The sequence below is a fragment of the Nocardia rhamnosiphila NBRC 108938 genome (assembly GCF_000720425.1).
Classification (GTDB): Bacteria; Actinomycetota; Actinomycetes; order Mycobacteriales; family Mycobacteriaceae; genus Nocardia; species Nocardia rhamnosiphila.
Window position 1 is genome coordinate 232,141 of the sequence record NZ_JOAJ01000010.1, and the last position, 24,900, is coordinate 257,040.

25 protein-coding genes, 1 tRNA gene and 2 pseudogenes are annotated in these 24,900 nt (G+C 68.4%); 11 read left to right on the top strand and 17 right to left on the bottom strand.

The features are described from left to right. Positions 1-97: 97 nt before the first annotated feature. Entirely contained in the window at positions 98-946 is an 849-nt protein-coding gene (locus tag IG75_RS0130585; RefSeq protein WP_030524818.1) for an LLM class F420-dependent oxidoreductase, read from the bottom strand. 53 nt (positions 947-999) lie between these two features. Here IG75_RS0130585 and IG75_RS0130590 point away from each other — a divergent pair, with 53 nt between their 5' ends. Next, positions 1,000-1,419 carry a MerR family transcriptional regulator gene (locus IG75_RS0130590; protein ID WP_081877259.1) on the top strand — a complete coding sequence of 140 codons (420 nt, stop codon included), beginning with the start codon at positions 1,000-1,002 and terminating at the stop codon, positions 1,417-1,419. A gap of 234 nt (positions 1,420-1,653) precedes the next feature. On the opposite strand, the gene IG75_RS0130595 is transcribed toward IG75_RS0130590, so the two are convergent. Beyond that, entirely contained in the window at positions 1,654-2,085 is a 432-nt protein-coding gene (locus IG75_RS0130595; RefSeq protein WP_030524820.1) for a PPOX class F420-dependent oxidoreductase, read from the bottom strand. Between the two features lie 183 nt (positions 2,086-2,268). On the opposite strand from IG75_RS0130595, the gene IG75_RS0130600 reads away from it, so the two are divergent. Together IG75_RS0130600 and IG75_RS0130605 are read left to right on the top strand one after the other, a co-directional pair. Next, entirely contained in the window at positions 2,269-3,045 is a 777-nt protein-coding gene (locus IG75_RS0130600; RefSeq protein WP_030524821.1) for a phytanoyl-CoA dioxygenase family protein, read from the top strand. A gap of 54 nt (positions 3,046-3,099) precedes the next feature. Beyond that, positions 3,100-3,753, top strand: a complete 654-nt coding sequence (locus IG75_RS0130605; protein ID WP_030524822.1) for a Uma2 family endonuclease — start codon at positions 3,100-3,102, stop codon at positions 3,751-3,753. Positions 3,754-3,855: 102 nt separating this feature from the next. On the opposite strand, the gene IG75_RS0130610 is transcribed toward IG75_RS0130605, so the two are convergent. From IG75_RS0130610 to IG75_RS0130620, 3 genes are all read right to left on the bottom strand, one after another. Then, entirely contained in the window at positions 3,856-5,001 is a 1,146-nt protein-coding gene (locus tag IG75_RS0130610) for an acyl-CoA dehydrogenase family protein (protein ID WP_030524823.1), read from the bottom strand. Then, positions 5,001-6,233, bottom strand: coding sequence for an acyl-CoA dehydrogenase family protein (locus IG75_RS0130615; protein ID WP_030524824.1), 1,233 nt, complete (start codon positions 6,231-6,233; stop codon positions 5,001-5,003). The genes IG75_RS0130610 and IG75_RS0130615 overlap by 1 nt, the downstream gene beginning before the upstream one ends. 134 nt (positions 6,234-6,367) lie before the next feature. Next, positions 6,368-6,901, bottom strand: coding sequence for a YdcF family protein (locus IG75_RS0130620; protein ID WP_081877242.1), 534 nt, complete (start codon positions 6,899-6,901; stop codon positions 6,368-6,370). A gap of 437 nt (positions 6,902-7,338) precedes the next feature. On the opposite strand from IG75_RS0130620, the gene IG75_RS0130625 reads away from it, so the two are divergent. After that, positions 7,339-8,661 (top strand): UDP-glucose dehydrogenase family protein, encoded by a 1,323-nt coding sequence (locus tag IG75_RS0130625; protein ID WP_030524826.1) that lies wholly within the window; start codon positions 7,339-7,341, stop codon positions 8,659-8,661. A 155-nt stretch (positions 8,662-8,816) separates the two neighbouring features. After that, positions 8,817-10,514: a DUF7159 family protein gene (locus tag IG75_RS37610; protein WP_081877243.1), complete on the top strand. Its 1,698-nt coding sequence runs from the start codon at positions 8,817-8,819 to the stop codon at positions 10,512-10,514. 382 nt (positions 10,515-10,896) lie between these two features. Here IG75_RS37610 and IG75_RS0130635 read toward each other — a convergent pair. The 3 genes and pseudogenes from IG75_RS0130635 to IG75_RS0130645 form a co-directional block, all read right to left on the bottom strand. Then, positions 10,897-12,174 (bottom strand): annotated as a pseudogene (locus tag IG75_RS0130635) (YibE/F family protein); the annotation flags it as partial. A gap of 323 nt (positions 12,175-12,497) precedes the next feature. After that, positions 12,498-13,751, bottom strand: a complete 1,254-nt coding sequence (locus IG75_RS0130640) for a pyridoxal phosphate-dependent aminotransferase (RefSeq protein ID WP_030524829.1) — start codon at positions 13,749-13,751, stop codon at positions 12,498-12,500. 176 nt (positions 13,752-13,927) lie between these two features. Then, a complete protein-coding gene (locus IG75_RS0130645; RefSeq protein WP_036515578.1) occupies positions 13,928-15,304 on the bottom strand; it encodes a helix-turn-helix domain-containing protein in 1,377 nt (458 codons plus the stop codon). A gap of 236 nt (positions 15,305-15,540) precedes the next feature. Here IG75_RS0130645 and IG75_RS0130650 point away from each other — a divergent pair, with 236 nt between their 5' ends. Next, positions 15,541-15,984, top strand: coding sequence for a hypothetical protein (locus IG75_RS0130650; RefSeq protein WP_030524831.1), 444 nt, complete (start codon positions 15,541-15,543; stop codon positions 15,982-15,984). A gap of 88 nt (positions 15,985-16,072) precedes the next feature. Here the strand turns inward: IG75_RS0130650 and IG75_RS0130655 are convergent, their stop codons facing one another. Next, positions 16,073-16,576, bottom strand: coding sequence for a hypothetical protein (locus IG75_RS0130655; protein ID WP_051715157.1), 504 nt, complete (start codon positions 16,574-16,576; stop codon positions 16,073-16,075). Positions 16,577-16,670: 94 nt separating this feature from the next. Between IG75_RS0130655 and IG75_RS0130660 the strand changes: the two genes are divergently transcribed. Beyond that, positions 16,671-17,240, top strand: coding sequence for a TetR/AcrR family transcriptional regulator (locus IG75_RS0130660; RefSeq protein WP_030524833.1), 570 nt, complete (start codon positions 16,671-16,673; stop codon positions 17,238-17,240). Positions 17,241-17,250: 10 nt separating this feature from the next. Here the strand turns inward: IG75_RS0130660 and IG75_RS0130665 are convergent, their stop codons facing one another. Then, positions 17,251-17,427 carry a hypothetical protein gene (locus IG75_RS0130665; RefSeq protein ID WP_156059258.1) on the bottom strand — a complete coding sequence of 59 codons (177 nt, stop codon included), beginning with the start codon at positions 17,425-17,427 and terminating at the stop codon, positions 17,251-17,253. 93 nt (positions 17,428-17,520) lie between these two features. Continuing rightward, a complete protein-coding gene (gene dcd, locus IG75_RS0130670; protein ID WP_030524835.1) occupies positions 17,521-18,096 on the bottom strand; it encodes a dCTP deaminase in 576 nt (191 codons plus the stop codon). A gap of 144 nt (positions 18,097-18,240) precedes the next feature. Here dcd and IG75_RS0130675 point away from each other — a divergent pair, with 144 nt between their 5' ends. Then, on the top strand, positions 18,241-18,615 hold the full coding sequence (locus IG75_RS0130675) for a VOC family protein (protein ID WP_030524836.1): 375 nt from the start codon (positions 18,241-18,243) through the stop codon (positions 18,613-18,615). A gap of 92 nt (positions 18,616-18,707) precedes the next feature. After that, positions 18,708-18,781, top strand: a tRNA-Gly gene (locus IG75_RS0130680). A 379-nt stretch (positions 18,782-19,160) separates the two neighbouring features. Here the strand turns inward: IG75_RS0130680 and IG75_RS0130685 are convergent. Next, complete coding sequence (locus IG75_RS0130685) at positions 19,161-19,643, bottom strand: GbsR/MarR family transcriptional regulator (RefSeq protein ID WP_030524837.1); 483 nt, start codon at positions 19,641-19,643, stop codon at positions 19,161-19,163. Between the two features lie 85 nt (positions 19,644-19,728). Between IG75_RS0130685 and IG75_RS0130690 the strand changes: the two genes are divergently transcribed. Next, positions 19,729-20,544, top strand: a complete 816-nt coding sequence (locus IG75_RS0130690; protein ID WP_030524838.1) for a class I SAM-dependent methyltransferase — start codon at positions 19,729-19,731, stop codon at positions 20,542-20,544. Between the two features lie 163 nt (positions 20,545-20,707). Here IG75_RS0130690 and IG75_RS0130700 read toward each other — a convergent pair whose 3' ends face one another. The 5 genes and pseudogenes from IG75_RS0130700 to IG75_RS0130720 form a co-directional block, all read right to left on the bottom strand. Further along, on the bottom strand, positions 20,708-21,511 hold the full coding sequence (locus IG75_RS0130700) for an alpha/beta fold hydrolase (protein WP_051715165.1): 804 nt from the start codon (positions 21,509-21,511) through the stop codon (positions 20,708-20,710). A gap of 222 nt (positions 21,512-21,733) precedes the next feature. Further along, positions 21,734-22,231 (bottom strand): flavin reductase family protein, encoded by a 498-nt coding sequence (locus tag IG75_RS0130705; RefSeq protein WP_030524840.1) that lies wholly within the window; start codon positions 22,229-22,231, stop codon positions 21,734-21,736. A 10-nt stretch (positions 22,232-22,241) separates the two neighbouring features. Continuing rightward, entirely contained in the window at positions 22,242-22,751 is a 510-nt protein-coding gene (locus IG75_RS0130710; protein WP_030524841.1) for an NADPH-dependent FMN reductase, read from the bottom strand. A gap of 484 nt (positions 22,752-23,235) precedes the next feature. Next, positions 23,236-23,382 (bottom strand): annotated as a pseudogene (locus tag IG75_RS40950) (cadherin repeat domain-containing protein); the annotation flags it as partial. A gap of 71 nt (positions 23,383-23,453) precedes the next feature. Then, positions 23,454-23,789 carry a hypothetical protein gene (locus IG75_RS0130720; protein WP_030524843.1) on the bottom strand — a complete coding sequence of 112 codons (336 nt, stop codon included), beginning with the start codon at positions 23,787-23,789 and terminating at the stop codon, positions 23,454-23,456. 278 nt (positions 23,790-24,067) lie between these two features. On the opposite strand from IG75_RS0130720, the gene IG75_RS0130725 reads away from it, so the two are divergent. Beyond that, positions 24,068-24,865, top strand: coding sequence for an alpha/beta fold hydrolase (locus tag IG75_RS0130725; protein ID WP_030524844.1), 798 nt, complete (start codon positions 24,068-24,070; stop codon positions 24,863-24,865). The last annotated feature ends 35 nt before the right edge of the window (positions 24,866-24,900 follow it).

Here is a 24,900-nt window from a genome sequence, read left to right on the forward strand (position 1 = left end):
GGGCCCGGCGGAACTACTCCGCCGGGCCCTGCCGCGTATACACCCGGCCGGGATTCCCGACAGCTCGACCGGCTCGGCTTTCCGGGCATGCCCGGACTCAACGGCCCAGTTCGTGCACCACGTTCACGAAACGATCCAGCTCACGTTGCGCCGCATCGGGAGGCAGCACCGGGACGATACCCAGCAACGTCCGGTGGATGCCCAGTTCCACCAGACGTGCGAGGTCGCCGGGGCCGGGATCGAAGAGAGTGGCGATCACCGGAACGGGCGGCCGGCCGCGGCGATCGGCGAGCGCCCGCAGTTCGTGAACCCCCCGCTCCAGTTCGGCGAACGGGATACCCACCGGAGCCAGCCAGCCGTCGGCATGATCGAGAATCCGCTCGTGCGTGGACGGCCCCCAGCCACCCAGCCAGACCGGCGGGCGTGGCCGCTGCACCGGTTTCGGCCAAGAGTAGAGCGGATCGAAATCGACGTGCTCGCCGTGGAACTCGGCTTCCTGCCGGGTCCAGATGGCCGTCATGGCGAGCAGCCGTTCCCGCTGCAGGGCGAGCCTGCTGCGCGGATCGGTTCCGTGATTGCGCATCTCCTCACGCAGCCACCCGGCGCCCACGCCCAGCTCGAACCGCCCGCCCGAGGCCGCGTCCAGGCTCGCCACCTCTTTGGCCGTGATGATCGGATCACGCTGGACGAGCAGCGCGACAGCGGTGCCGATCCGCAGCCGCTGTGTCGCGGCGGCGGCGAAGGCCAGCGAGATGAACGGATCGAAGTTCCGGTAGTAGTCCCGCGGGATATCGCCGCCGGCGGGATACGGCGTTGCGACGGTGACCGGGATATGCGTGTGCTCGGCCACGAACAGCGATTCGAAGCCACGGTCCTCGACGGCCCGGGCGAGGTCGGCCGGACCGATACTTTCGTCGGTCACACCCGTGAAGATTCCGATCTGCATTCGGCTACGGTAAACATTGACATCAGCGTCAAGGTCAAGTCGAGGTGAGCGATATGCGGATCGGCGAGCTGGCACAACGCACCGGCAGCAGCACGCGAGCCCTGCGGTACTACGAACGACAGGGCCTGCTGACGGCGGTACGCGGCGGCAACGGTTATCGCGGCTTCGACGAGTCCGCGGTCGGCACCGTGCTCCGTATCCGGGCTCTGCTTTCCGCGGGACTCACCACCGAGGTGATCCGCCGCGTACTGCCGTGCACCCGCGACGCGATCGGAAGGATCGAGCCCTGCGCGGAAGTCGTCGCGGTCCTGCGGACCGAGATCGACCGAATGGATGCGCTGGCCGCGGATCTGGCCCGCTCCCGGGACCTACTCGCCTCGATCCTGCTCGACTCGGGTGTGCCGCTGTCCGGACGGGACGCCCGAGCACCCGCGGGCGCCGCCACCGTCGAGGAGCCGATTGCCGGCCATTGATTCCGTCCTCGTGGACTCCGAAGGTGCCGTCCGCCGTTGCGTCGCGGGCGAGCGCGCCGTCCGAGCACAGATTCAGTGGCCGCACCCCTTCGGCGCGGCACCGATGCCGCGCGACGGGCCTCGGCGATCACACGGGCACGGCACGCAGCGCGCGGTGCCGACCGTCACCCGCCCACGCGCACCGACCGATACGCGAGCAGTACGACCGCCGTGCGAAGCCGAGGAAGGTGCGGTTCAGCGCAACGCAGCGCCGTACACGTTCTCCACCGCGAGTTCCATGAGGACCCGGCGGTCGGAGACCATGACCGTCCGGTATTCCTCCCAGTCCGGATGTTCGCCCGCCGCCTTGCGGTAGTAGTCGACCAGCGCTTCCACCTCCGGCCCGTACGGGTCGGTACCGGGGCCGGTGAGGGTGACCGTGCCCTCCGCGGTCGCCCAGGCCCAACCGTCGGCCCGGGTGACCTCCAGCGCGGCCCGCGGATCACGGCGCAGGTTCACGGTTTTGGCGCGGCCTTCGGTCATCGAGACGTAGATGATCTCGGCCGTACGGTCGTAGTAGGGGGTAACCGGCGAGAGCTGCGGCAGACCGCTCGATTTGATGGTGGCCAGGACGCCGAGCCGGCTCTCGCTGAGCAGGGTGCGCGGATCGAACTGTGTGCTCGTCATATCCCGGTCCAAGTCGGCGGGACGGAACGGTATTCCGGAACCGATGGAAATGCGGGCCACCGGCACAGATCGGCTCGGCGCTCGGGCGGACGAAGCACAGCGGGTGCTGTCGTGCCGGGCATGCGCGCCCCGCGTGCGGGAAAATCACTGGCGCGAGGTATCGGCACCGGCTGCAATAGGCCCGTGCTCGACGACGTACAGGTGGCCTCGTTCATCGACAACGGATATGTCCATGTCCCCGACGCGTTTCCGCGCGCACTCGCCGAGGAGTGCCGCACGATCATCTGGCGGGATTTGCATGCCTCCCCCGACGACCCCGCCGGCTGGCCCACCCCCGCGGCCTTCCGGCCGGATTACACGAGCGCGCCCTTTGTCTCCGCCGCGGCCACCCCGCGGCTGTGCTCGGCCTACGATGCGCTCGTCGGTCCCGGGCGCTGGGCGCCACGCCGTAGTCTCGGCGGTTTCGTGATCCGCTTTCCGGGTCAGGAGACGGCCGTCCTCGACGGCTGGCATGTCGACGCGAGTTTCCCCGGCCCCGATTCGTCGCCCACCGATTATCTGAGCTGGCGCATCAATATCCATTCGAGGAATCGAGCGCTACTGATGCTGTTCCTGTTCTCCGATACCGGCGAGCGGGAGGCGCCCACCCGGCTGCGGGTGGGCTCGCACAGAGAGGTGGCCCGGATACTCGAACCGGAAGGCGACGCCGGTCTCGACGCCCGCGAGCTCGCCGCCCGGGCCGACCCGGCCACCGCCGGTCTCCCGACCGCCCACGCCACCGGCCGCGCCGGCGATGTCTACCTCTGCCACCCGTTCCTGGTCCACGCGGGTCAGCCGAACCGTGGGTCCCACCCCCGATTCCTCGCTCAGCCCAACCTCGAGCCGGCCCAACCGTTGCGTATCACCGGACCCGGACCGTTCTCGGCGGTCGAGACGGCGATCCGGGCCGCGATAGGGTGACCGAGTCCGGATCGATGTGGCGAATACGGGCCTGACCAGGCATACGATGGTGCCATGTCGCTGCCGCACACCGAACGGCCCGAGCTTCCCGAGTACATGACATGGGAGGAACTCGAGCAGCTACCCGAAGAGATCGCCGAGCAGATCGAGCTGTGGGACGGGCGCGTGGTATGGCTGCGCCGTGGACCCATGGAGCACCAAGCTTTCAGCCGCCGCCTGACGAACGCACTCGAAAGCTGCGCCCGGAAGACCATGTCAGCAGACCCGCAACATTGCTGGCGGGTCGAATCCGAGACCAACGTATTTCTGGGCAGTCACGGTAAGTCCGACTTCTTGACCCCGGACTTCCTGGTGTGCCGGTGTCCGAAGACGCCGTTCGAGGATACTCGCGCAAATACAACGCTGCTGGTCGGCGAGGTTCTGTCACCGTCGAATACCCAAACCGACATGGAGGCGAAAAAAGGCCGGTACGCAAGCGCAGGCATCCCTTGGTACTGGGAGGTCACCTTGGCCCGGGAAGTGAGCGCGATAGCAACGGTTCGCGCCTACGGGCTGGAGACCGGCCCCGGGCGACTGCCCGGAGGCGTACGCCCGCTCCGGTCGGCCAACTATCTCCTCGCCGGCGAATGGAGCCCGGGGGACCCGGACGGCATACGCATCGAATTCCCCTTCCCCATAACCATTTCGTGGACGGAACTCGAATACTGATTCCGGTCCCGGCCGCGCGGTGATCCCCCTCTGGACGAACCACCACGCGACCGGGCCTTCCGCACCCCACCCGGGCGCACGGATGAGTGGGGTGCGGTCCGATCAGGGTTTCGTCGCCGCGATATAGCGCGCGAGATGATCGGAGCTGGAACCGAATTCGTATTCGATTGCGGTGAGGCGCTTGAAATAGTGACCGATGGCCAATTCCTCGGTCATACCCATCGCACCGTGCAGCTGGACCGAATTCTGGCCGATGAAACGGGTCGCCCGGCCGATCGTCACCTTGGCGGCCGAAACCGCTCGGGCTCGCTCGGCGGGTTCGGCTTCCACGGCGTACGCGGCCAGATAGGCGGCGGCGATACTCTGCTCGAGTTCGATCAGCATATCGACCATCCGGTGTTGTAGCGCCTGGAAACTGCTGATCGGAACTCCGAACTGCTGCCGCTGCCTGGTGTATTCGACGGTATCGTCGAGGACCTTGCGCATCAGGCCGACGGCTTCCGAGGCAACCGCCGCGATCGCCTCGTCGATGGTGGCGTCGATGGCGGGCCAGGCCCGGCCCTCCTCGCCCAGGAGCGCGCCCGCGGGCACCCGGAAGTTCTCCATGGTGAGGTCGGCGGCGACGCGGTCGTCGATGGTGCGGTACTGGTGCACCTCGAGGCCGGCCGGCGGCGAAGCGGGATCGAATTCCACCAGGAACAGCGAGATCCCGTCCTGATCGCGACGCTCTCCGGAGGTGCGCGCGGAGATGATCAGATGCGTTGCGACGGGCACGCCGGTGACCACGATCTTCGATCCGTCGAGCACCCAGTCGTCCCCGTCACGACGTGCGGTCGTCGAAACATCGTGGCGCACTTCGCCGGACTGCGGTTCGAGCGCGGCGAAGGCGGACCGGACGTCACCGCTCGCGATGCCCCGCAGCAGCTCCCCGGCCTGCTCGCCACCCGAGCGGCGCAGCAGACCGCCGCCGACCACCACGGTGTCGACATAGGGTTCGACGACCAGGGCGCGGCCCAGCTCCTCGGCGATGATCATGCCTTCGATCGGGCCGCCGCCCGAACCCCCGGATTCCTCCGGCAGGGTCAGGCCCAGGACATCCAGCTCGGCCAGCCCGCGCCAGATCTCTGGCTGCCAGCCGGGACCGGATTTGACCGCGGTACGGCTTTTCACCAGGTCGTATCGGGCGGCGAGAAAACCGGAGACCGCGTCGCGCAGCATCTGCTGTTCGTCGGTGAAGGTGAAGTCCATCAGAGCCCCAATGCTGCCTTGGCGAGGATATTTCGCTGGATTTCGTTACTGCCCGCGTAGATCGAACCGGCGCGATCGTTGAAATAGCGCAGCGGCGCGACGGCCTGCCAGTCGGCGCCGCTGAGGTAACCGTCGGCGGGCGGGGTGTACTCGGCGATCGGGCCGCCGGGCGCGGTGGCGTGCGGCTGGTAGACCCGGCCGCGGGGTCCGGCGGCGGTGAGCGCGAGTTCGGTGAGCTGCTGGCTGAGCTCGGTGGACAGGATCTTCAGCATGGACGAGGAGGTGCCCAGATCCTTGCCCTGGGCCATGGCGGCCAGGGTGCGGAATTCCAGTACCTCCAGTACCTCGGTGCGGATCCGCGCGTCCGCCAGCTGCGCCGCGAAATGCGGGTCCTCGCTGAGCGGGTTGCCGTCGCGTCCGGGCTGTCCGGCCGCGGCGGTGGCGATGTTCTGGGCCATGGCCTGCAGTGCCGGGGCCATGGCCCCGCCGCCGCGCTCGTGGACGAGCAGGTATTTGGCGACGGTCCAGCCGTCGTCGATCTGCCCGAGCACATTGCTCTTGGGCACCCGCACATTGTCGAAGAAGATCTGATTCTGGACCTGCTCGCCCGAGCTCATCACCAGCGGCCGGATCTCGATTCCGGGCGCGGTCATATCCATCAGCAAGAAGGTGATGCCCTGCTGTTTCTTGCCCGCGCGCGAGGTGCGGACCAGCGCGAAGATCCAGTTCGCCTCGGTGGCGTGGGTGGTCCATATCTTGCTACCGGAGCAGATGAGGTCGTCGCCGTCGGAGATCGCGGACATGTTCAACGCGGCGAGGTCGGACCCGGCTTCGGGCTCGGAGTATCCCTGACAGAAGAAGACCTCACCGGTGAGGATGCGGGGCAGGAAGTAGTTCTTCTGCTCGTCGGTACCGAACGCGATCAGGGCCGGGGCGACCATCCGGATCCCCATCGGCGACAGCGCGGGGGCGCCGGCCAGGGTCAGTTCCCGGCTGAATATGTAGTGCTGGGTGAGCGACCAGTCGCAGCCGCCGTACTCGACCGGCCAGTGCGGCGCCGCCCAACCCCGCTCGTGCAGGATGCGCTGCCATTCCAGGCTCGCCTCGTGATCGGAGTAGACACTGGTCATCAGCCGGCCCGCGGTACTCACCTCGGGCGTCAGCTTCTCGGCCAGGAACGTTCGTACCTCGTCTCGGAAGGCCCGTTCGCCCTCCGACCAGTCGTAATCCATACACGCTCCCGAAGGCTTCATGCGTCGTCGCAGCAGGTCCGGCGACTACCGGTGCTAGTGCGAATGTAGCCAGGTCACCGGCACCGCGTCAAACTGACGGCATATGCCATCAAAGCTTCGGGAAATCCTCCGGACTAGTCCCGGCAATCCTCGAAAATCGCCTTCGCGTACCCCACTGATTGATAGACATAGTCGTAGGCCCAGCGCGGCACCGACAGCCGCGGACGGGTGTCCACGAACAGCAGTTGCCCGTCCCAGCACTTCCCCAGAACGAACCTGGCCCGGGATATGTGCGGGGTGAAGGTGACCACGATGACCCGCTCCCACCCGTGCTTGCGCGCCTGATCGGCGAGATAACGTCCCTCACCCCGCGTCGTCCGTGGCGAGGGATCGAAGCAGACCACTTCGAAGCTGTATCCGCCGTGACAGATCCGGTTCACCAGGGGGCTGTCCTCGTAGGGGTTGGAGATCAGCACCCGCGGCGCGTATCCCGCGCGGGCCAGCCCGAGCCCCAGCTCTTCCCGTCCGTCGTGGGCACCGCCGAGCACCAGGATCGCATCGGCGGGCGCGGGCTCCTCACGCTGCGGGCTCACATAGACCGGCCACAGTCCGAAGACCAGCACGACGACAGAGACCACTCCCGCGGCGAGGACGAGTCGGCGGCGCACTGCCGCGATCCTAACGGGCACGGTCCATCCACAGAGATCCACAGGACGCGTATGCCCGGCCGAAAGCGCGGCACGCGGACCGGACACAGCCGGAGCGAACGCGAAGGCACCCAGGAAGCGCACGACCGGAGCGAACCCGGAGGTACGCAAAGAGCGCACGACCGGAGCGAACCCGGAGGTACGCAAAGAGCGCACGACCGGAGCGAACCCGGAGGTACGCAAAGAGCGCACGGCCGGAGCGAACCCGGAGGTACGCAAAGAGCGCACGGCCGGAGCGAATGCGGAGGTACGCAAAGAGCGCACGGCCGGAGCGAATGCGGAGGTACGCCCTGGTCAGCGCTGTTCGGCGATCCGCGTCGCCCGGTGTACATCTGCTGTTGCCCGGTACCTCGCCTCGGTTTTCTGGTGTGTGCACCGGCGGGGATTACCAATCGATCATGCGATGCACAGTCTTCGGAACCGGGTACCTGGGGGCCACGCACGCAGCGTGTATGGCCGAGCTCGGACACGATGTGATCGGGGTCGATATCGATCCGGGCAAAGTCGCGAAACTCTCCGACGGTGTCACTCCTTTCTACGAACCCGGCCTCGAGGCGGTGCTGCGCCGCAATCTCGACGCGGGCCGGCTCAGGTTCACCACCTCCTATGCCGAGGCGGCCGAGCACGCCGACGTCCATTTCCTCGGGGTCGGCACTCCGCAGAAGAAGGGTGAGTACGCCGCCGACCTGAAATATGTGCACGCGGTCGTGGATACGCTCGCACCGCTCATCACCCGCCCGTCGGTGATCATCGGCAAGTCCACGGTCCCGGTGGGGACCGCCGCCGAACTCGGTCGCCGCGCCCGCGCCCTCGCCGCGGTGGACGTGGAGGTCGCCTGGAATCCCGAATTCCTGCGTGAGGGCTTCGCGGTCAACGACACCCTGCGGCCGGACCGGCTGGTGCTCGGCGTGGACGAGCAGCGGGAGCGGTCGGCCTGGGTGCGCGAGGTGGTGGAGGAGCTGTACGCGGAGCTACTGGCTGCCGAGGTCCCCTTCCTGCTCACCGATCTGGCCACCGCGGAACTGGTCAAGGTGTCCGCCAACGCGTTCCTGGCGACCAAGATCTCCTTCATCAACGCGGTGTCCGAGGTGTGCGAAGCGACCGGTGCCGATGTCACGGTGCTGGCCGACGCTCTCGGTTACGACGCCCGTATCGGCCGCCGCTTCCTCAACGCCGGGGTCGGCTTCGGCGGCGGCTGCCTGCCCAAGGACATTCGCGCCTTCATGGCCCGGGCCGGGGAACTCGGCGCCGACCACGCGCTGGCCTTCCTGCGCGAGGTCGACAACATCAATATGCGACGCCGCACCAAGATGGTGGATATGGCGGCCCGTGCCTGCGGCGGGTCACTGCTCGGCGCGAACGTGGCGGTGCTCGGCGCGGCGTTCAAACCCGAATCCGACGACGTGCGCGACTCGCCCGCGCTGAACGTGGCCGGCATGATCCAGCTGCACGGCGCGGTCGTCACCGTCTTCGACCCGAAGGCTCTGGAGAACTCCCGTCGCGTCTTTCCCACACTGAACTACGCCACCTCGGTGGTGGAAGCCTGCGAACGCGCCGATGTGGTGCTGGTGCTCACCGAATGGAACGAATTCGTGCAGTTGCGCCCGCAGGACCTGGACCCCGTGGTGCGGGCACGCTCGATCATCGACGGTCGCAATTGTCTCGATCGGGCCGCCTGGCGCTCGGCCGGATGGGTGTACGCGGGGCTGGGCACCCCGTAGCATCGTGGGGCCGGTCCGCGCACGCCGGTGGCTGCTGCCTCCCGCGGCGACGGGACCGGGCGGTAGTGTCGGAAGAGTGGTTCGGGGGATGAGCCGTCACCATCGACCGGGCGACGCTCGCAGATCGTGAAGCGGGAAGTACGGATGGGCTGCCGATGAGTTCAGCACTGGGAGTGTCGGTGGGAACCGGCGCGATCCGCTTGGCGCGCCCACCTGCGGGCGCCGCGACGTCCGACCCACAGTCGTTCGAGCTGCGGACCTTCGTCGTCCCGAGCGAGACCCCGAGCGCCGAGCGGGCCGCGCTCTCGGTGGCCGCCGCGTTGAACTCCGACCCCGGGATAGCCCGGACCGTCCTGGCCTGCCGCGACGAGTTGCAGGCCGAGGCCGTGCACGTGGCGATGGCCGAACACGGGCTCGACGACTACGACATCGTGCCCGATATCGAGGCCACGCTCGAATTCGCCACCGCCTCGGGCGCACTGGCCGGGGTCAGCACGCTCGGTGTCTACGACCTGGGCGCCTCCGGTCTGTCGGTCACTGTGGTGGAGGTCGCCGGTGGGCAGATCGTGCACACCGAACGCACCGGTGATATCAGCGGCGAATACTTCGATTCGCTGATCCGGGAGCAGCAGATCAATTCCGGCCGGATCGCCCATCCGCCCGACCCGGACGGTCTGGCGCGGCTGGATACGCTGTGCCGCTCGGCGAAGGAAAAGCTTTCGGGGACCTCCGCGGTGGCGCTGCCCAGCGATTACGGACCGGTGCTGCTCACCCAGGAGAATTTCACCGCCCTCATCGCCCGGGCGGTCGAGAGCTCGGTCCACTCCACCCGCGAGATCATCGGCCGTTCAGGCCGTCCGGTGCAGGCTGTGCTCGCGGTGGGCGGCGGCGTCCGTATCCCGCTGGTCAGCCGCACGCTCCGGGAAATACTGGAGATGCCGGTGCTGGTGCCACCGGAGCCGGAGGCGGCGACGGCGCGGGGCGCCGCCCTGCTTGCGCAGCTGGCGCCGGAGTCGCGGGCGGCCGCTGTCCCGCAGCGTTCGGGTAGTTCGGCGTCGCCGCTTGTGGCCGCCGCGGCGCAGGCCACCGATCCTCCGGCCTCCCCGCCCACACCACAGGTCGGCATTTTCGGGGCCGAACTCGAAAGCCCCCCGGCAGCACCGGACGACGCCGCAACGAAAACGACCGTTGTCGCTCCGGCCGTTTCGCGGCCGAAGATGCCCATGCCACAACCCGGAATCTTCGGCCCGCCCGCCGGTAGCGCGGTGGACCTGCCGGCCGACTCCGTGGCACGCACCGGTCCCGCCACCGAGCGCCCCGGCCCCGAGAAGTACTCGACCGGCACCGCTGCGGTGCCGCAGACCGTGGCGGCGCGCCCGGTCCTGTCCACAGCTCCGCAATTGACGCCCGAGGAGGATCCACCCACCATCGCGCTGCGGATTCCGCAGAAGCTACTGCCCCGGCGGTCGTTCCGCGAACCCCCGCAGCGCCGGCGTCGTGAGCTCGGCGTCGCCGCGGTGGCCGTGAGCGCACTGGTGGTGGTGGCCGCGATCGGTATCGGTCTCGGCTACGGCCAGCACATGTTCCGCCAGGAATCGACCACCGTCGAAGGCACGACCCCACCGCCGGCGAGTTCGGCGACCTCGCCCACGGCTCGGCCCGGAATGGCGGGCGCATCGCTGACCACCGCGCCGGAGCACGAATCGCTGGCCGAGCCGCCTCCGGTGGCCGCGCCTCGGGAGACCGAGACGCCCACGACCACCACCGGCCCGAACACCTTCCAGGTGCCGGGTCTGCCGCCGATCGTGCTCCCGACCATTCCACCGCTGTTTCCGCCACCGCCGAGCCGCTGACAGGACCGAACCGGCGTATCTTCCGGGCCGCGCCGACAGCTCAGCCCGGACCGGGACGGCCCGGACGCCGCCGGCGGATCTCGCGTTGCTCACCGCTGTTCGGCCACTGGTTGTCCGGACGCGGCGGTCCGGCCGGCCGGTCGCCCGGCTCCGGCCGGCCGGGATACCGCTGCGCGGACCGTGGCGGTCCGTACTGCCCGCCCCGTGTCACCGGTGTCTCACCGGTTCGCGGGCCGGGACGCTGATCACCGGGGTTGCGCGGTACCCGTGGCTGTTCCCCGGTCGTCGGCCACGGCTGATAACCACGGCCGGAGCGGTTGCGCGGCGGGCCGCCTTCGGAACCACCCGGGCGAGCGACCTTACGGTGCGTACCGGTATCCGAGTGCCGGGCCGCCGCGGTCCGCCGGCCCGGGGTGGCCGGACCGCCGGTGGGCTTGTTGCCGAAGGGCCGGGCCAGCATGACCGCGATACCGGTCGTCAGGGGCACCGACAGCGCCAGGCAGATGCCGCCCACCGCCGACCGCGCGATCTCGATGGCCACCGCGTCGCCTACCAGCACATCCCGGATCGGCCGGCCCGCCACACTGAACAGCAGCAGCAGCGGCAGCGCCCCACCGGCATAGGCCAGCACCAGGGTGTACACGGTGCTGGCGATATGGTCGCGGCCCACTCGCATGGCCGCGGCGAACACTTCGCGCCGGGTCGCCTTCTTGTCCAGTTCCGCGAGTTCGAATGCCGCGGACGCCTGGGTGATGGTCACATCGTTGAGCACGCCGAGTGAACCGATGATGAATCCGGCCAGCAGCAGGCCGGTGATGCTGACATGCTCGATATATGTTGCGACATTGGTGTTCTGCTCTTCGGACAGACCGGTCAGCGTCGTCGCTTCGATGGTCAGCCAGGACAGCACCGCCGCCACCACCATGGAGGTGAGGGTGCCCAGCAGCGCGGAACTGGTGCGCAAGTTCACCCCGTGCGCCAGATACAGGACCGCGTACAGGATCAGCGAGCCGGCGACCAGCGCCACCGGTATCGCGGGCTTTCCGTCGAGCAGCGCGGGGAGCAGGAAGAACACCAGCACCGCGAACGCGAAAACCAGTCCGAGCAGCGCCCGGACCCCGCGCCAGCGGGCGACCACCACGATCACCACGACGAAGGCCAGCACGATCAGGCTCAGCGGCATACCCCGCGCGTAATCGTCGAACGAGTACAGCGGTGTCCCGTCCGGCCCGGTCTGCCGCACGATCCGCAGGTCGTCACCGGCGGCCAGATCGGGTTGCCCGGGGCCCGGCGCGATTTCGAGAAGCGTGTGTTCACCCTCGTGCGGACCGGATTCGATGGCGATCAGACTCCGCTGGCAGTCGTAGACCTGCATGGTGGGCGGCTGGGGTTCACCGTCGAAGACGCGGCCGATGGACGGACTGCCGCAGGCGCCGATATCCTGCCGGATCACCTTTCCGGCTTCGGTGACCACCGCGGTTCCGTCGGCGTTCTGCATGGGCAGCGGGATCTCGACCTGCTGGCGGTCGGGCCACAGGGCGATCGTGGCGACGACGACAACGATTCCGATGGCGACCAGCAAACCGACCACGACGCGGGCGGCGGTCGCGCCGATGGCGATCGGCCGGGAGTGGTCGTGATGGTGATGGTGGTCGCTCACCCCGGTCAGCCTAGAGGATTCACAGAAGGCCCATGTGACCGGCAGATGCGGCTTACGCTGCGATTTCGCGATATTTCCGAGAACCTCGGGAAGGGGCGGCGGAGAGCAGGGGGATGTCTCCGCCGCCCGCGGGCAGGCGGCCCAGGGGGGTAGGCGGCCTAACCCGAGGACCAGGTTGCCCAGGGGGGGTAGACAACCTGGCCGGGCACTTTGAGGTGCCGAGGACCACTGTACACACAGGATCCTCTTTTGTGCCAGTAGGTTCGGAAAATTGGGTTTATTCCGGATGGAGAGTCGGTTTTAACCCGGAGTTACCCGCCCGACTACTGTCGATAGCTCGTGAGGAAATTGCCGAAACGCTCTATGGCAACGGCCAGATCGCGAGCCCAGGGCAGGGTTACGATCCGCAAATGATCATGATGCGGCCAGTTGAAACCGGTGCCCTGCACCATCAGGATCTTCTCCTGTAGCAACAGGTCCTGGACCAGCTTCTCGTCGTCGTGGATCTCGTGTACCTCGGGGTCCAGCCTAGGGAACGCATACAGCGCGCCTTTGGGTTTCACGCACGACACGCCGGGAATCGCATTCAATCGCTCCCAGGCCACATCACGCTGTTCCAGCAACCGTCCGCCCGGCAGGATCAGATCCTCGATGCTCTGATAACCCCCGAGCGCTACCTGAATGGCGTGCTGCGCGGGCACATTCGGGCACAGCCGCGACGACGCGAGCAGATCCACGCCCTCCAGGAACCCGGCGGCGTGCTCCTTCGGCCCCGTGATGGCCAGCCAGCCGGACCGGTAACCGGCCACCCGGTACGCCTTGGACAGGCCGTTGAAGGTGAGGCACAGCAGATCGGGCGCCAGCGACGCGAGCGAGATGTGCTTGGCGTCGTCGTAGAGGATCTTGTCGTAGATCTCGTCCGCCAGCAGCAGCAGCCGGTGCTTGCGCGCCAGGTCGACGAGTTGCTGCAGTACCTCCGCCGAGTACACCGCACCGGTCGGATTGTTGGGGTTGATCACCAGCAGCGCCTTGGTGCGTTCGGTGATCTTCGATTCGATATCGGCGATATCGGGCTGCCAGCCACTGGCCTCGTCGCACAGGTAGTGCACCGGGGTGCCGCCGGCCAGGCTGGTCATCGCCGTCCAGAGCGGATAGTCGGGTGCCGGGATCAGCACCTCGTCCCCGTTGTCCAGCAACGCCTGCATGGTGATGGTGATGAGTTCGGAGACCCCGTTACCGAGGTAGACATCGTCGACATCGAGTTCCGGGAAACCGGGGACCAGCTCGTAGCGGGTCACGATCGCCCGGCGAGCGGGCAATATGCCCTTGGACTCGGAGTAGCCCTGCGCGGTCGGCAGGGCGGCGATCATATCCCGCATGATCACATCGGGGGCTTCGAAGCCGAACGGCGCGGGGTTGCCGATATTGAGCTTCATGATCCGGTGGCCCTCGGATTCCAGCCGTGCCGCGTGTGCGTGTACCGGTCCACGGATCTCGTAGACGACATTCTGCAGCTTCTTGGACTGCTCCAGAATCCGGGGCGCGGGGTGCGAATGGCCAGTACTCACCCGATCCATGGTGCCACCAGGGGCAAGCGGATATCCGGCCCGCCCCGGCCCGGTGCCGGTCCGTTACCGCCGCCCGGAACACGCACGCCGGGCCCCCGGCCTGCACAGGGCCGGGAAACCGGTCGATATCGCGCCGCTCCCGAGCCCGTTCGATCACCTCCCGCGCGCCCGCACGGGAGAGCCGGTTACCCGCTGCCCGGAGGCAGGCTGCGGGACGCGGTCGCCCCGCAGAATTCCTCGATCCGCTCGTCGAGAGCCCGCGCCTCGGCGACCCCGCGGAAAGCCGGCGCGCAGATCCGCCGCCGCAGGCCCGTGAGGCGTTCCTCCAACTGGGCGATCCGTTTGTCCTCGTCGAGCGCCAAGACCGGCAGCAGTGCCGCCGTGGCGCCGTCGAGGCTGCCGTTGATCAGATGGGCGGCGGCCGAATCGACGCGGGCCAGGGATTCGGCGCCATAGGAACGCTGCCGGGCCGGGCCGGTCCGGTAGAGCTCGATCGTGCGTTCGGTGGCCGCCAGCGCGGGTTCGGCCAGGCCGAGATGGATATAGGTCGCGCCCGCGTAATAGCCGGCCTTGGCGTCGGAGAAACCGAACACCCCGCCCACCTCGTCGTGCAGGCTGTCGATTCCGGCTCCGGAACTCGCGTCGGCGGCGGCGCGGATGCACCGTTCGGTATCGGCGGCGCTCCCGATCTTCGACCAGATCCGTGCCTCGATATTGTGCAGGCGCACCGCGGCGGTGGCCGAATCCGCGTACTCCTGACCGTGCTGTGCCAGCTGTAGCGCCCGGTGCGGCCGTTCGGACCAGTATTCGATCAGCGCGTGCATCCCGCGCGCCCAGGCCCGTAACCCGTTGTGGCCGCACAGTTCCGCGTACGCCCAGGCGGCCCGGATCTGCTCCCCGGCGGCATCGAGATAGCCGAGATCGGTACTCGCGTTGGCGAGCAGCCCCGACAGCGAGCCCGCCAGTAGATATAGGTGGCCGGTATCCGAGGGCCGCTGATGGCCCTCCAGCAGCCGGTACACCCGGCGCCGCACCCGCAGCATCTCGACCATCATCGGCATCGGCGGGGTGTGCACGTAGTCGTTGGCGATCCGCGTGACATCGGCGTCGAGCTGGTCCAGCGTGCTCGGACCGATATTCGTACTCGCCGCCCGGCCCGCGTGTTCGCTCGCCTCGTGCGCTGCCGCCATGATCAGATCCCTCTCCGAAATCGCCGCCAGCCCTTCCCCGCGGGCCGCACCGGTATCGATGAGGGCCAGGAGTTCGGCGTCATTGGAATATCCGCTGGGCGCGGCGTACCGGCCGGCGTCCAGCAGCGGACCGGGAGCAGGTTCGGGAACGGTCAATGCCGCGAACCGGGTCCGTTCGACATCGTCGGATCGGGCGAGACAGGTATCCAGGGCAGCCTGATTGACCGGACGCGGATGCACCCGGTCGCCCCCGGCCTCCCATTTGGACACCAGTCGTTCGTGCACACCCAGATGTGCCGCGAACTCCCGGATACTCATCCGCTTGGCCTCGCGAAGCGCCCGGGCCTCCTTTCCAGACCACTGGCCGACCACGTTGTCACCCTTTCCGAACGATTTCCTTCTCCAGGGTACGAGCCGAATGTGACTGCAACCACAAGGAAATTCGCCATCACCGGCAATGGCAGCGCAAGGGCAGTGGAACGGGAGCGTGTAGGCGGTTCCGACGCGCCGGTGCGGACGCGATCCTGGAAAGACAGGTCGGCGAGACCGGCACAGGCCGTGGCTCGGCACGCCAGGGAGGCTCGGCAGCAGGAGGCAAGGGGTTCACCGTGAACGTGGAAAAGCTCAGAACGGTCGACGACTGGGCCGCGTACTATCGCCACGAATTCGGGTTACCGGCCACCGAACGCGGCGGTTTCGTCATGCTGCCGATCACCAGCCGGGCCTGCGTCGTCCACCTACCGACCGAACGCGCGAAAGCCGTACGCGACCTACTGGATTCACGGGAGATCCGAGTTCCCATGCTCGCCCGCCAGATTCGCTGGAGCTTCCTGGCCTACCCGGATCGCCGGCCGGATCCGGAAGTGGTCGAGATGCTGCAGCGCATCGATATCGATATCCCGTGGGTGGGGAGTGCGGTCATGCTGCCCACCGGGCTGGGCCGCTGGAATCGCGAGGGATGCAATTGGGTCGTACCGCCGGAACGCGACGGCCTGCTGCCCCCGCTGTCCACGGTGATCAATGCCGCGTTGCTGGCCGGTGGCGCGGAATGACCGGGGATGGGGCTACGTCCGGCGGCCGGGTCCGCCGGACGTAGCCCGCCCGGACGCCGCGGTGCGTCCGTTCGATATGGCCGCGTCCCTACCGGACGGACAGAATTCGTGACGCCTCGGTCAGCAGTAATGGCGCGAAACGTCGATGCCCCGGGGAGACGGCGGCCCAGACCCGCTCGCCCATCCGGCGTTCGTAGTGGACGAAGGTGGCCACCGAAGCGGTACCGTCGGCGAGCTCGACCACCAGACGCCCGCTGATCAGCCACGATCGAGCTCCCAGGGTGATCCAGGTGGCGCCGCGTTCGACGATCGGCCAGCCGGCCACCTGTCCGGCCGTCGATCGGCGCCGCAACCGCAGGCCCAGCACGACCCGCCAGACGAACTGCCCCCGCGCACCGGCCACTTCGCCGAGCGCGGTGCACGCCCACTCTTCCGGCGTCGCGGCCACGCCGGGCGACGTGTCGATCGTGAACTGGTCGGCGTAGTCGTAGATCGCCATACCACTGTGTGCCCGGATCGATGCGCCGATCTCGTACTGCCGCCGGGCGACCGGCTCGGCGCCGTCCGGGCGAAGCTCGGAATTCTCGGTCATCTTCGACACCCACTTCCTGTTATACGCTGGCGTATATAAGACGCTAGCGCGAATATACGGTGGCGTATAGATCTCGGTCCGTGAGAGGAGACACATGGGCGCGGTACGGACGACGAGCACCGGCTGGATCGACGAAGGGCTCCGTGCCCTGGCCCGCGGCGGCCCCGATGCCGTCCGCGTCGAAGCGCTCGCGAAATCGCTCGGCGTGACCAAGGGCGGTTTCTACGGGTACTTCGCCGACCGCAACGCCCTGCTCGAGGCGATGCTGGACACCTGGGAGCGGCGCAGCATCGACGACGTCCTGGACAGTGTCACGCGCGAAGGCGGCGACGCGCGCACCAAGATCCAGCGGGCCGGGGCACTCACCCTCTCCCCCGAACTGCTGCCCATCGACCTCGCCGTACGCGACTGGGCCCGGCGCGACGACGAGGTCGCGGCCCGCCTGCGCCGGGTGGACAACCAGCGCATGGCGTTACTGCGCGAAATGATCGGCACCTACTTCACCGATCCCGTGGAAGTGGAGGCCCGCAGCCTACTCGCCTTCTGCGCGCGGATCGGGATGCACTTCCTGGCCGCCGACCCGCTCGACGGCACCGACCGCGCGGCGGTGCAGGCCCGGACCACCGATCTCGTGCTCGGCCCGCGTGCCACCGAGGACTCGTAGCGGCATCCGCTCAGCGATCGACCACCCGGTGCGCGCCCGGGTCCACCGCGTGCTCACCGGGATCACCCGCACCGTCGAACAGCAGCACCGTCGCGTGCTCGGTATTCGTGACGAAGGCCGCCGACCGGCCGCGCGAGCCGGTCGGCCACGTCTCGGGCTTCCCACGGGCGATCCTCGCCCGGAGCATCTCGGGCACCGACGCGGACGACACGGCGGTGTCACCGACAGCCCAGGGCTCGATCACGGCCACGCCGGGTTCACGAACGGGTCCGGAGCGCGGTCACCGGCTCGGCGCCGGAAAATTCAGGTACGCCCGCGACGGTGTCGGTCCGCGCTGCCCCTGGTACTTCGATCCGGCGCCCGCGCTGCCGTACGGGTTCTCGGCCGGACTGGTCAAGCGGAACAGGCACAGCTGCCCGATCTTCATCCCCGGCCACAAGGTGATCGGCAGATTCGCCACATTCGACAGTTCCAGGGTGATGTGCCCACTGAAGCCGGGGTCGATGAACCCGGCGGTCGAATGCGTGAGCAGCCCGAGCCGCCCCAGACTCGACTTACCCTCCAGCCGCCCGGCCAGATCGTCTGGCAGGGTGCACACCTCCAGGGTGGACCCGAGCACGAACTCACCCGGATGCAGTACGAACGGCTCACCCTCGGCGGGCTCCACCAGGCTCGTCAGCTCGTCCTGGCGCTGGGCCGGGTCGATATGGGTGTAGCGAGTGTTGTTGAAGACCCGGAACATCCGGTCCAGCCGCACATCGATACTCGACGGCTGAACCAGGTTGTCCTCGAACGGTTCGAGCCCGAGCCGTCCGGCGGCGAACTCCGCCCGGATGTCACGATCGGAAAGCAGCACGCCACGAGCGTAGCGACCGCCCCGCGGGGCGGGGCCCCCGGTCCGCGCGATCCCGTTTCCTGTCACCGCCCCCGGGCATACTCCACCCGATGGGCGAGCCCACCCGCGCCCACGCACAGCCGCAGCCGATCAGGAGGTACGCCCATGTCCGAGACCAGCACCCACACCCATCACGGCATCGACTACATCGAACTCGCCGTCACCGACCTCGACGCCGCCAAAACCTTCTACCGGTCGGCATTCGGCTGGGAGTTCAACGACTACGGGCCCGCCTACGCCGGTATCCGCCGCTTCGACGGCTCCGAAGGTGAGGCGGGCGGACTGGCCACCACCGACGAGGTCCGCACCGGCGGCGGCCCCCTGGTCCTGCTGTACTCGGAAGACCTCGACACCACCCTCCGGAGCGTCGGAGCGGCCGGCGGCACGGTCACCGAAGGCCCTTTCGACTTCCCGGGCGGGCGCCGCTTCCATTTCACCGACCCGAGCGGCAACCAGCTCGGAGTGTGGTCCGAACGCTGACCTCCGGAGTGCGGACGGCCGGAGCGTGAGCCGAAAGATTTAGAGCTCCGGCCCGCCCTCTGCTAAGCTGCCCTTCGCGCCTGTGGGCGCATGCCGGTGTAGTTCAATGGCAGAATCTCTGCTTCCCAAGCAGATGGCGCGGGTTCGATTCCCGTCACCGGCTCCACCACCACTTCGATGGATTACCTTTCCTCCGGGCTTCCTTTATGCCGCCGGCTCCGAGCCGTTGCGTGCCACACACGTGCCACGTCGGGAAGATGGCGGATGCGTGGACCCGGCACTGGCGGCGTACCACCTGCGCGTCATCGAAAGTCGTTCTTACTGGATATTTCCCCGAGTTCGGCACCCGGCCGCGCCCCTCCCCGGGGCTATCGCGCCTGGAGAGCGCGACGGGTCGGGATGCTCGTGGCGCAGCGGCGACCAGCGCGACCGGCTGGGCACACAGGCCATGTGCAGGACCTGGTTCCCGAGGCGCTGCGAGGCACCGGCGGGTGTCATCTCCGGGGCCCGCCGCATGATCTCCTCGACGACCGCGGCCACCGACGTCAGCCGGACGCGGGTCCGTCGGCCTGGAGTCGCCGCCACTTGGCCATCGATTGTTCGATCTCCGCACGCAGGAACTCGAAGAACCGGCGGGTCTCGTCCAGTCGCTGCCCGGCCGGGGAGGCGGGACCCAGGAGTGCGGCGCCCTCGGCGGCGCCGCTCTGCACCTGGCCCAGGACCGGGTCGGACCGGCTGATGTAGTGACTCCAGGTGTGCTCGTGGATCCGGCAGAAGTCACGCCGGCTGCCGGGCTCGCGGCCGCGTTCGACGAGCCGCACCTGCACCAGGTATTTGACCGCCCCCGAGACGGCCGGCGCACCGACGCCCAGCCGCTCGGCGAGTTCGGCGGCCGACAGCTTGCCGGAGTCGGTGACCAGTAGTGCGGCGAATACGCGCGCGGCCATCCGCGGCATACCGGATTCGACCATGATCTGCGCGAATCGTTCCTGGAAGCCGGCGATGGCGATCTCGTCCGCTCGCGTCACTGAAGCAGTCTCCTCGTCGTGGCTTCCGCAGCCATATCGTCAGATATTTCACGAAGTTCGTGAAATATCAGTAGTGTAGGCGACCGTGAAAGACAGCGGACTCGTCGGAGTGCAGAAAACCGCACGTCCCGTCCTCGCGGCCAAAGCACTGGACAACCGGCTGCCGGACCCGATCCTCGGTGACAAGTACGCCGAGCAGGTGATGCGCCGCCTCGACCCCGGCTATGACACCCGCAGATTCGGCACCGGCCAACTGGGCCTCGTCGCAGTGGTGCGCGCCAAGATCCACGACGACTGGGCCCGGAGTTTCCTCGCCGAACATTCCGACGCGGTAGTGCTGCACCTGGGCTGCGGCCTCGACGCCCGGGTGTACCGGATCGACCCGCCGGCCACGGTCGACTGGTACGACCTGGATTACCCCGCCATGATCGAAGTGCGGAAACAGTTCTTGCCGCCGCGCGACCACTACGCCCTGATCGACGCCGATGTCACCGACCCGACCTGGCTGGACCGCATCCCCCGTGACCGGCCGGTGCTGGTGATAGCCGAGGGACTGGTGCCCTACCTGACCGAGACCGACGCCCGGCGCCTCGTGACGAGCGTTGTCGATGCTTTCCCCACCGGGCAGATCCAGCTCGACACGGTGGCGGTCTGGGCGTGGCGCACCTCACGGTGGGACCCCACGCTGCGCAAGTACGACACACAGTTCCAGTGCGGCTTCGACGATCCGGCCGCACCGGCCGAGTGGCACCCGCGGCTCGAATACATCGATGAGGCACCGATGAACGACTCACCGGTGCTGATGGCCAAGGCGCCCGCGCACGCACGCCGCGTATTCCGCCTCTTGAATCTGCTTCCGGGCATGAAACGGTCCACCCGCATTGTGCGGTTCCGGTTCTGAACCGCGCGACCCGAACTCGGAGCGGTGCCCCATTACGCCGAGGCGGAACCGATCCCGCGCAATGCGTTCGGATTCGCCACCACGCGGGAACGATGTGATCCGTGAAAGGCGCCCGCCGGCCGAATGGCGCCCGGGCCCATGACCTGGTGCCGGTCCCGCAGCTCTAGTACAGGAACTCCGCGAGAGTTCGCGCCACGGTTTCGGGGCTCGTCGACGGCGCGAAATGGGTCTGCCCGGGAAACGTCTCGAGCCGCGCGTGCGGCATTCCGGTGGCCAGCCGTTCGACCGTCTCGGGCATCGGCTGCCAGGTATCGGCGCCGCGCATCAGCAGCGTCGGGGTGGTCACGCTCGACCAGCGTTCGAGATAGGTCGTATCGGCGATCATCGACTCGAGGTCACGACTCCAGCCGTAGGAGTCGTCGGGCTCGTTCTCGTCCGGTTCGAGATCCCCCGCGGCCTCCAGCAGCGCCGCCGGCACCCGGGACACCTTCTCCGCCAGTAGCCGAACCGCCCGCCCCCGTTCGCCCTTCGCGGTGAGTTCCTCGAACCGGGTCAGCACCGGCGCCAGCTCCGCGCCCGCCGCGTACAGCGGCGGCTCCCACAGCGCCAGCGAACGGATCGGGAGTCCGGCCGCCGCGGCGTGCAGGGCGACCGTGGCGCCGTAGGACATACCCACCAGATGCGCGGGCCGGCCGATCATATCGATGATGACCCCGAGATCACTCACCTCGTCGGTGTAGTGCTTGGGGGCGTGGCCGGGCCCGCTCGGCGCGTAGCCGCGGCGGGCCGGCAGCCACAGCTCGAACCGGTCCGCCAGATATTCGGCCACCGGCTGCCACGAGTGCAGCCCCCCGCCGGACCCGTGGATCATGATCACCGGTGAACCGGACCCCACCCGCCGGTAATAGATGCGGGTGCCGTCGAAGGAATCGAAGGACGCCGGCGGCTCGCCGGTGAACTGTGCCATCCCGCTACTCTCGCAAAGCCGGACGCACTCCTCCAGCGAATTGCCGCCGGTTTCGCCTACTTCTCCCCGGATATCCGGCATGCCGTCGTTCGGCGGCTCGCAACCGTGCGGTAGCACTCCACCGCGCCCCGGCGTGACCCGACGGCGCCGGCAGGTGATCGACGCCCACGCCGAACGAACCCGACCGGCGGCATCCTGGGCGATACCTTGCGGCCGTGCCGGTCAGCTGGCGTGCAGCAGGCGGAAGCGCGAACCGTGGAATACGAGGGGTTCGCGGTCGGGGTGGATGGCCAGCCGGTTGATCCGCAGGATCACCACGGTGTGGTCGCCGGCCGGGACATGCGCTTCGGGCGACCCCTCGATCCATACCGACGCGCCCTGGATGAACACCGCTTCGCCGGTGCCCTCGTGCAGCTCCAGATCGCGGAAACGGTCTCCGGTCCGGGAGCTGAGCGAGCGTGCGGCCTCCTGCTGGTCGGTGCCGAGCAGACTCAGGCCGAGATAGTCTGCGTCGACCAGCTTGGGCCAGGTCGACGAGCTGTTCTGAATACAGAACGACACCAGCGGGGGATCCAGGGAGACCGGAACGAAGGTGCTCACCGCCAAGCCGACCGGCTTCCCGTCGACCTCGGCGCAGACCGCGACGACCCCGCTCGGGAAGTTGGCGAAGGCACGCCGCAGGCCGGTGCCGTCGGCGGGGGTTTCGAAGACATCGTTCATGATCAGCCCTTCACTTCGAATGGGTTGCCGTGGCCGACAGCGCCCGCGCCACCGGACGCCACCGCTCGGCGTAGGCGTCCAGTACGCCGTCCTCGGCGAAGGTCCGGTCGGAGAGATACAACCCGGGCAGGGCGGTGGTCGCGCCCAGTTCCACCAGTACCGGTTTGAGCAGCAGATCGGGGGCGAGCGCGTGCGCGGGACCGGCGCCCAGCATCAGGGGCACGGCCAGCACTCCGGCCAGGCCGGTACCGCCGTCGAACTGCTCCAGGAAGAGCTTCAGCAGACCGGTGTAGGTGGCCTTGAACGTGGGGCTGGCGAAGACGACCAGTTCGGCGGCGGCGACGGTGCGGGCGGCTTCGGCGACCGCGGGGTCGCCCCAGCTCAGCAGGCCCGGCCCGAACTCCACCAGATCGATGACCGCCGGCTCGGTATCCGGCCGCAACGCCGTGGCGAGGCCGACGGCCGCGGAGAGAGTTCGGGATGCCGGTTTCGGATTACCGACCACAACTGCCACGGACACGCCGGAGCCTCCTGTCTCCGGCGCGGGCCGGACTCGACTGGTGCTGTGCTTCTCAGTGCACCATTCTCGGCCCCGCGGCGGGAGGGTTCGGCTCGGCGCGATCGGAACCGGTGGTCCGGGTGAGCACGTAGAGCCCCTGCAGGGACCGGGGCGAGCCCCGGTGCACGGGCCGGTCCGCGGCGGCCGGGAAGTATCCGGCCAGGCGGCCGCGACTGGCGGCGACCAGGGTGAGATCGGTGGACGCGGCGATCGCGCCCAGCGATTCCGGGGTCACCGATTCCACCAGGAAGGCGCCGCCGCGCTCCACGAAGGAGGTGATCCGGCCCGCGGTCTCGAAGGAACTGTCGACCGTGACGCCGACATACCCATCGAAGGCGATACGGCCGGTCGGCCGCGGCGCGCGGGCGGGACGGCGCCCGCTCCCCGCCGGTCCCGTCGGCTGCGGAGCCACCGCGACGGCCCGGACACCCGGCCGGGTGCGACTGCGCAACGCGTTCTGGTCACGATCGCTGTAGAGGGCGACGTCGAATCCCGCGTCGAGCAACCCCAGCGCGGCGGTGACGCCCGCCGGGTCGGCCCCTATCACCGCGGCCGTACGGGCCGCGGCGAAGGGCGGATTCTGTGGTGTCATGCAGGCATGCTGCTGGGAGGTGATTCCCGAAAGCAGTATTGCGCTCAGCGAGAATCATTTCCGCACGACTGCTACTGCGCCTTACCGAGACATTCGGTGACGATCTTGTTGGTCGCCGCCCGGGCTTTGTCGGCGTCCTCCGGGCTCATGCCCAGAGTTTCCGGGTCCGCCATCCGGGTATCGAATTCGTCGCTGACCATGGTCCGCAGGCCGTCCTGCGAAATACCTTCGCCGATGTACAGTTTCGCGGCGCAGTCGGCGAACGCGGGATCCTGGAGTCCCTTTTCCTGCAGGGATTTGGACAGGTCCGCTTCGGTCAGCGCCGGCGCGGAGTCGGTATCGCTACCGCAGGCCGCCGCGAACAGCGGCAGAATGACGAACGTCGCGGCAATCAGGGTCTTCCGCACCGGGTTCCTCTCTCAGATGTATCACACGGACGCCGTGTCGGCCGGGGAACAGCACCCACGGCCACCCGCCGACGTCCACGCATGTGTGTAGTCGCACTCACATACGGCGTGCAACCCGGGGCCGGAATTCGGATGTGATTCACAGCCGCCGACCCTCTCGAAGGCTGGAGCGGGCCACGTCTTCCTCGCGCCCGCGACCCCGCGCGGAGCCAACTGAGGGCCGGCGCCTGCTGTTAGTCTGGGGCCCTGAATCGCGTCCCGATCGGAGAGCGGCGAACATGACGATCCTCGAGCACCATCGCGAAGGCCGCGGTGAACCGCTGGTGCTGGTTCACGGCGTCGGCAGCAGGTGGCAGGTCTGGGAACCGGTCATCGGCGCCCTGGCCGCCCAGTACGAGGTGATCGCGGTGGACCTCCCCGGCTTCGGCGGTTCCGCCCCGCTCCCACGTACCACCGTCGACACGCTCACCGACGCGCTCGCCGACTTCCTGGCCGAACAGGGCATCGAGCGGCCCCATCTGGCGGGTAATTCGATGGGCGGCGGCATCTCGCTGAACCTGGGCGCCCGCGGCCTGGCCCGCTCGGTCACCGCCTTCTCCCCGATCTTCTTCTGGGACACCGCCGGCCGGGTCTGGTGCCAGCAGTCGCTGGGCCGGTCGAAGAAAATCGGCCGCATCCTCGGCCCCGCCATGCCCAAGGTGCTCGGCACCGCCGCCGGCCGGACCGCCTTCCTGAGCCTGGTCTTCGGTAAACCGTGGGCCGTCAGCGCCCAGGTCGCTCTCGACACCGCGCGCGGCGCGATCGACTCCCTGGGCTTCTCCCCGGCCCTTGCCTCGTTCACCGACGCCCGGCTACACGACCCCGCCGCGCTCGCCGAGGTACCGGTGACGATCGCCTGGGGTAACCGCGACATCCTGCTCACCTACGCCACGCAGAGCAGGCGGGCCCGCGAAGTACTGCCCGGAGCCCGGCACGTCACGCTCGCGGGCAGTGGCCACACGCCCTTCTACGACGACCCCGAAGGCTGCGCCCGGGTCCTGTTGGACTGGCTGCCCACCCTGCACGACGCCGCCTAGCTGTACCGGCCGGATCCTTGGCACCCGAGTCGCCG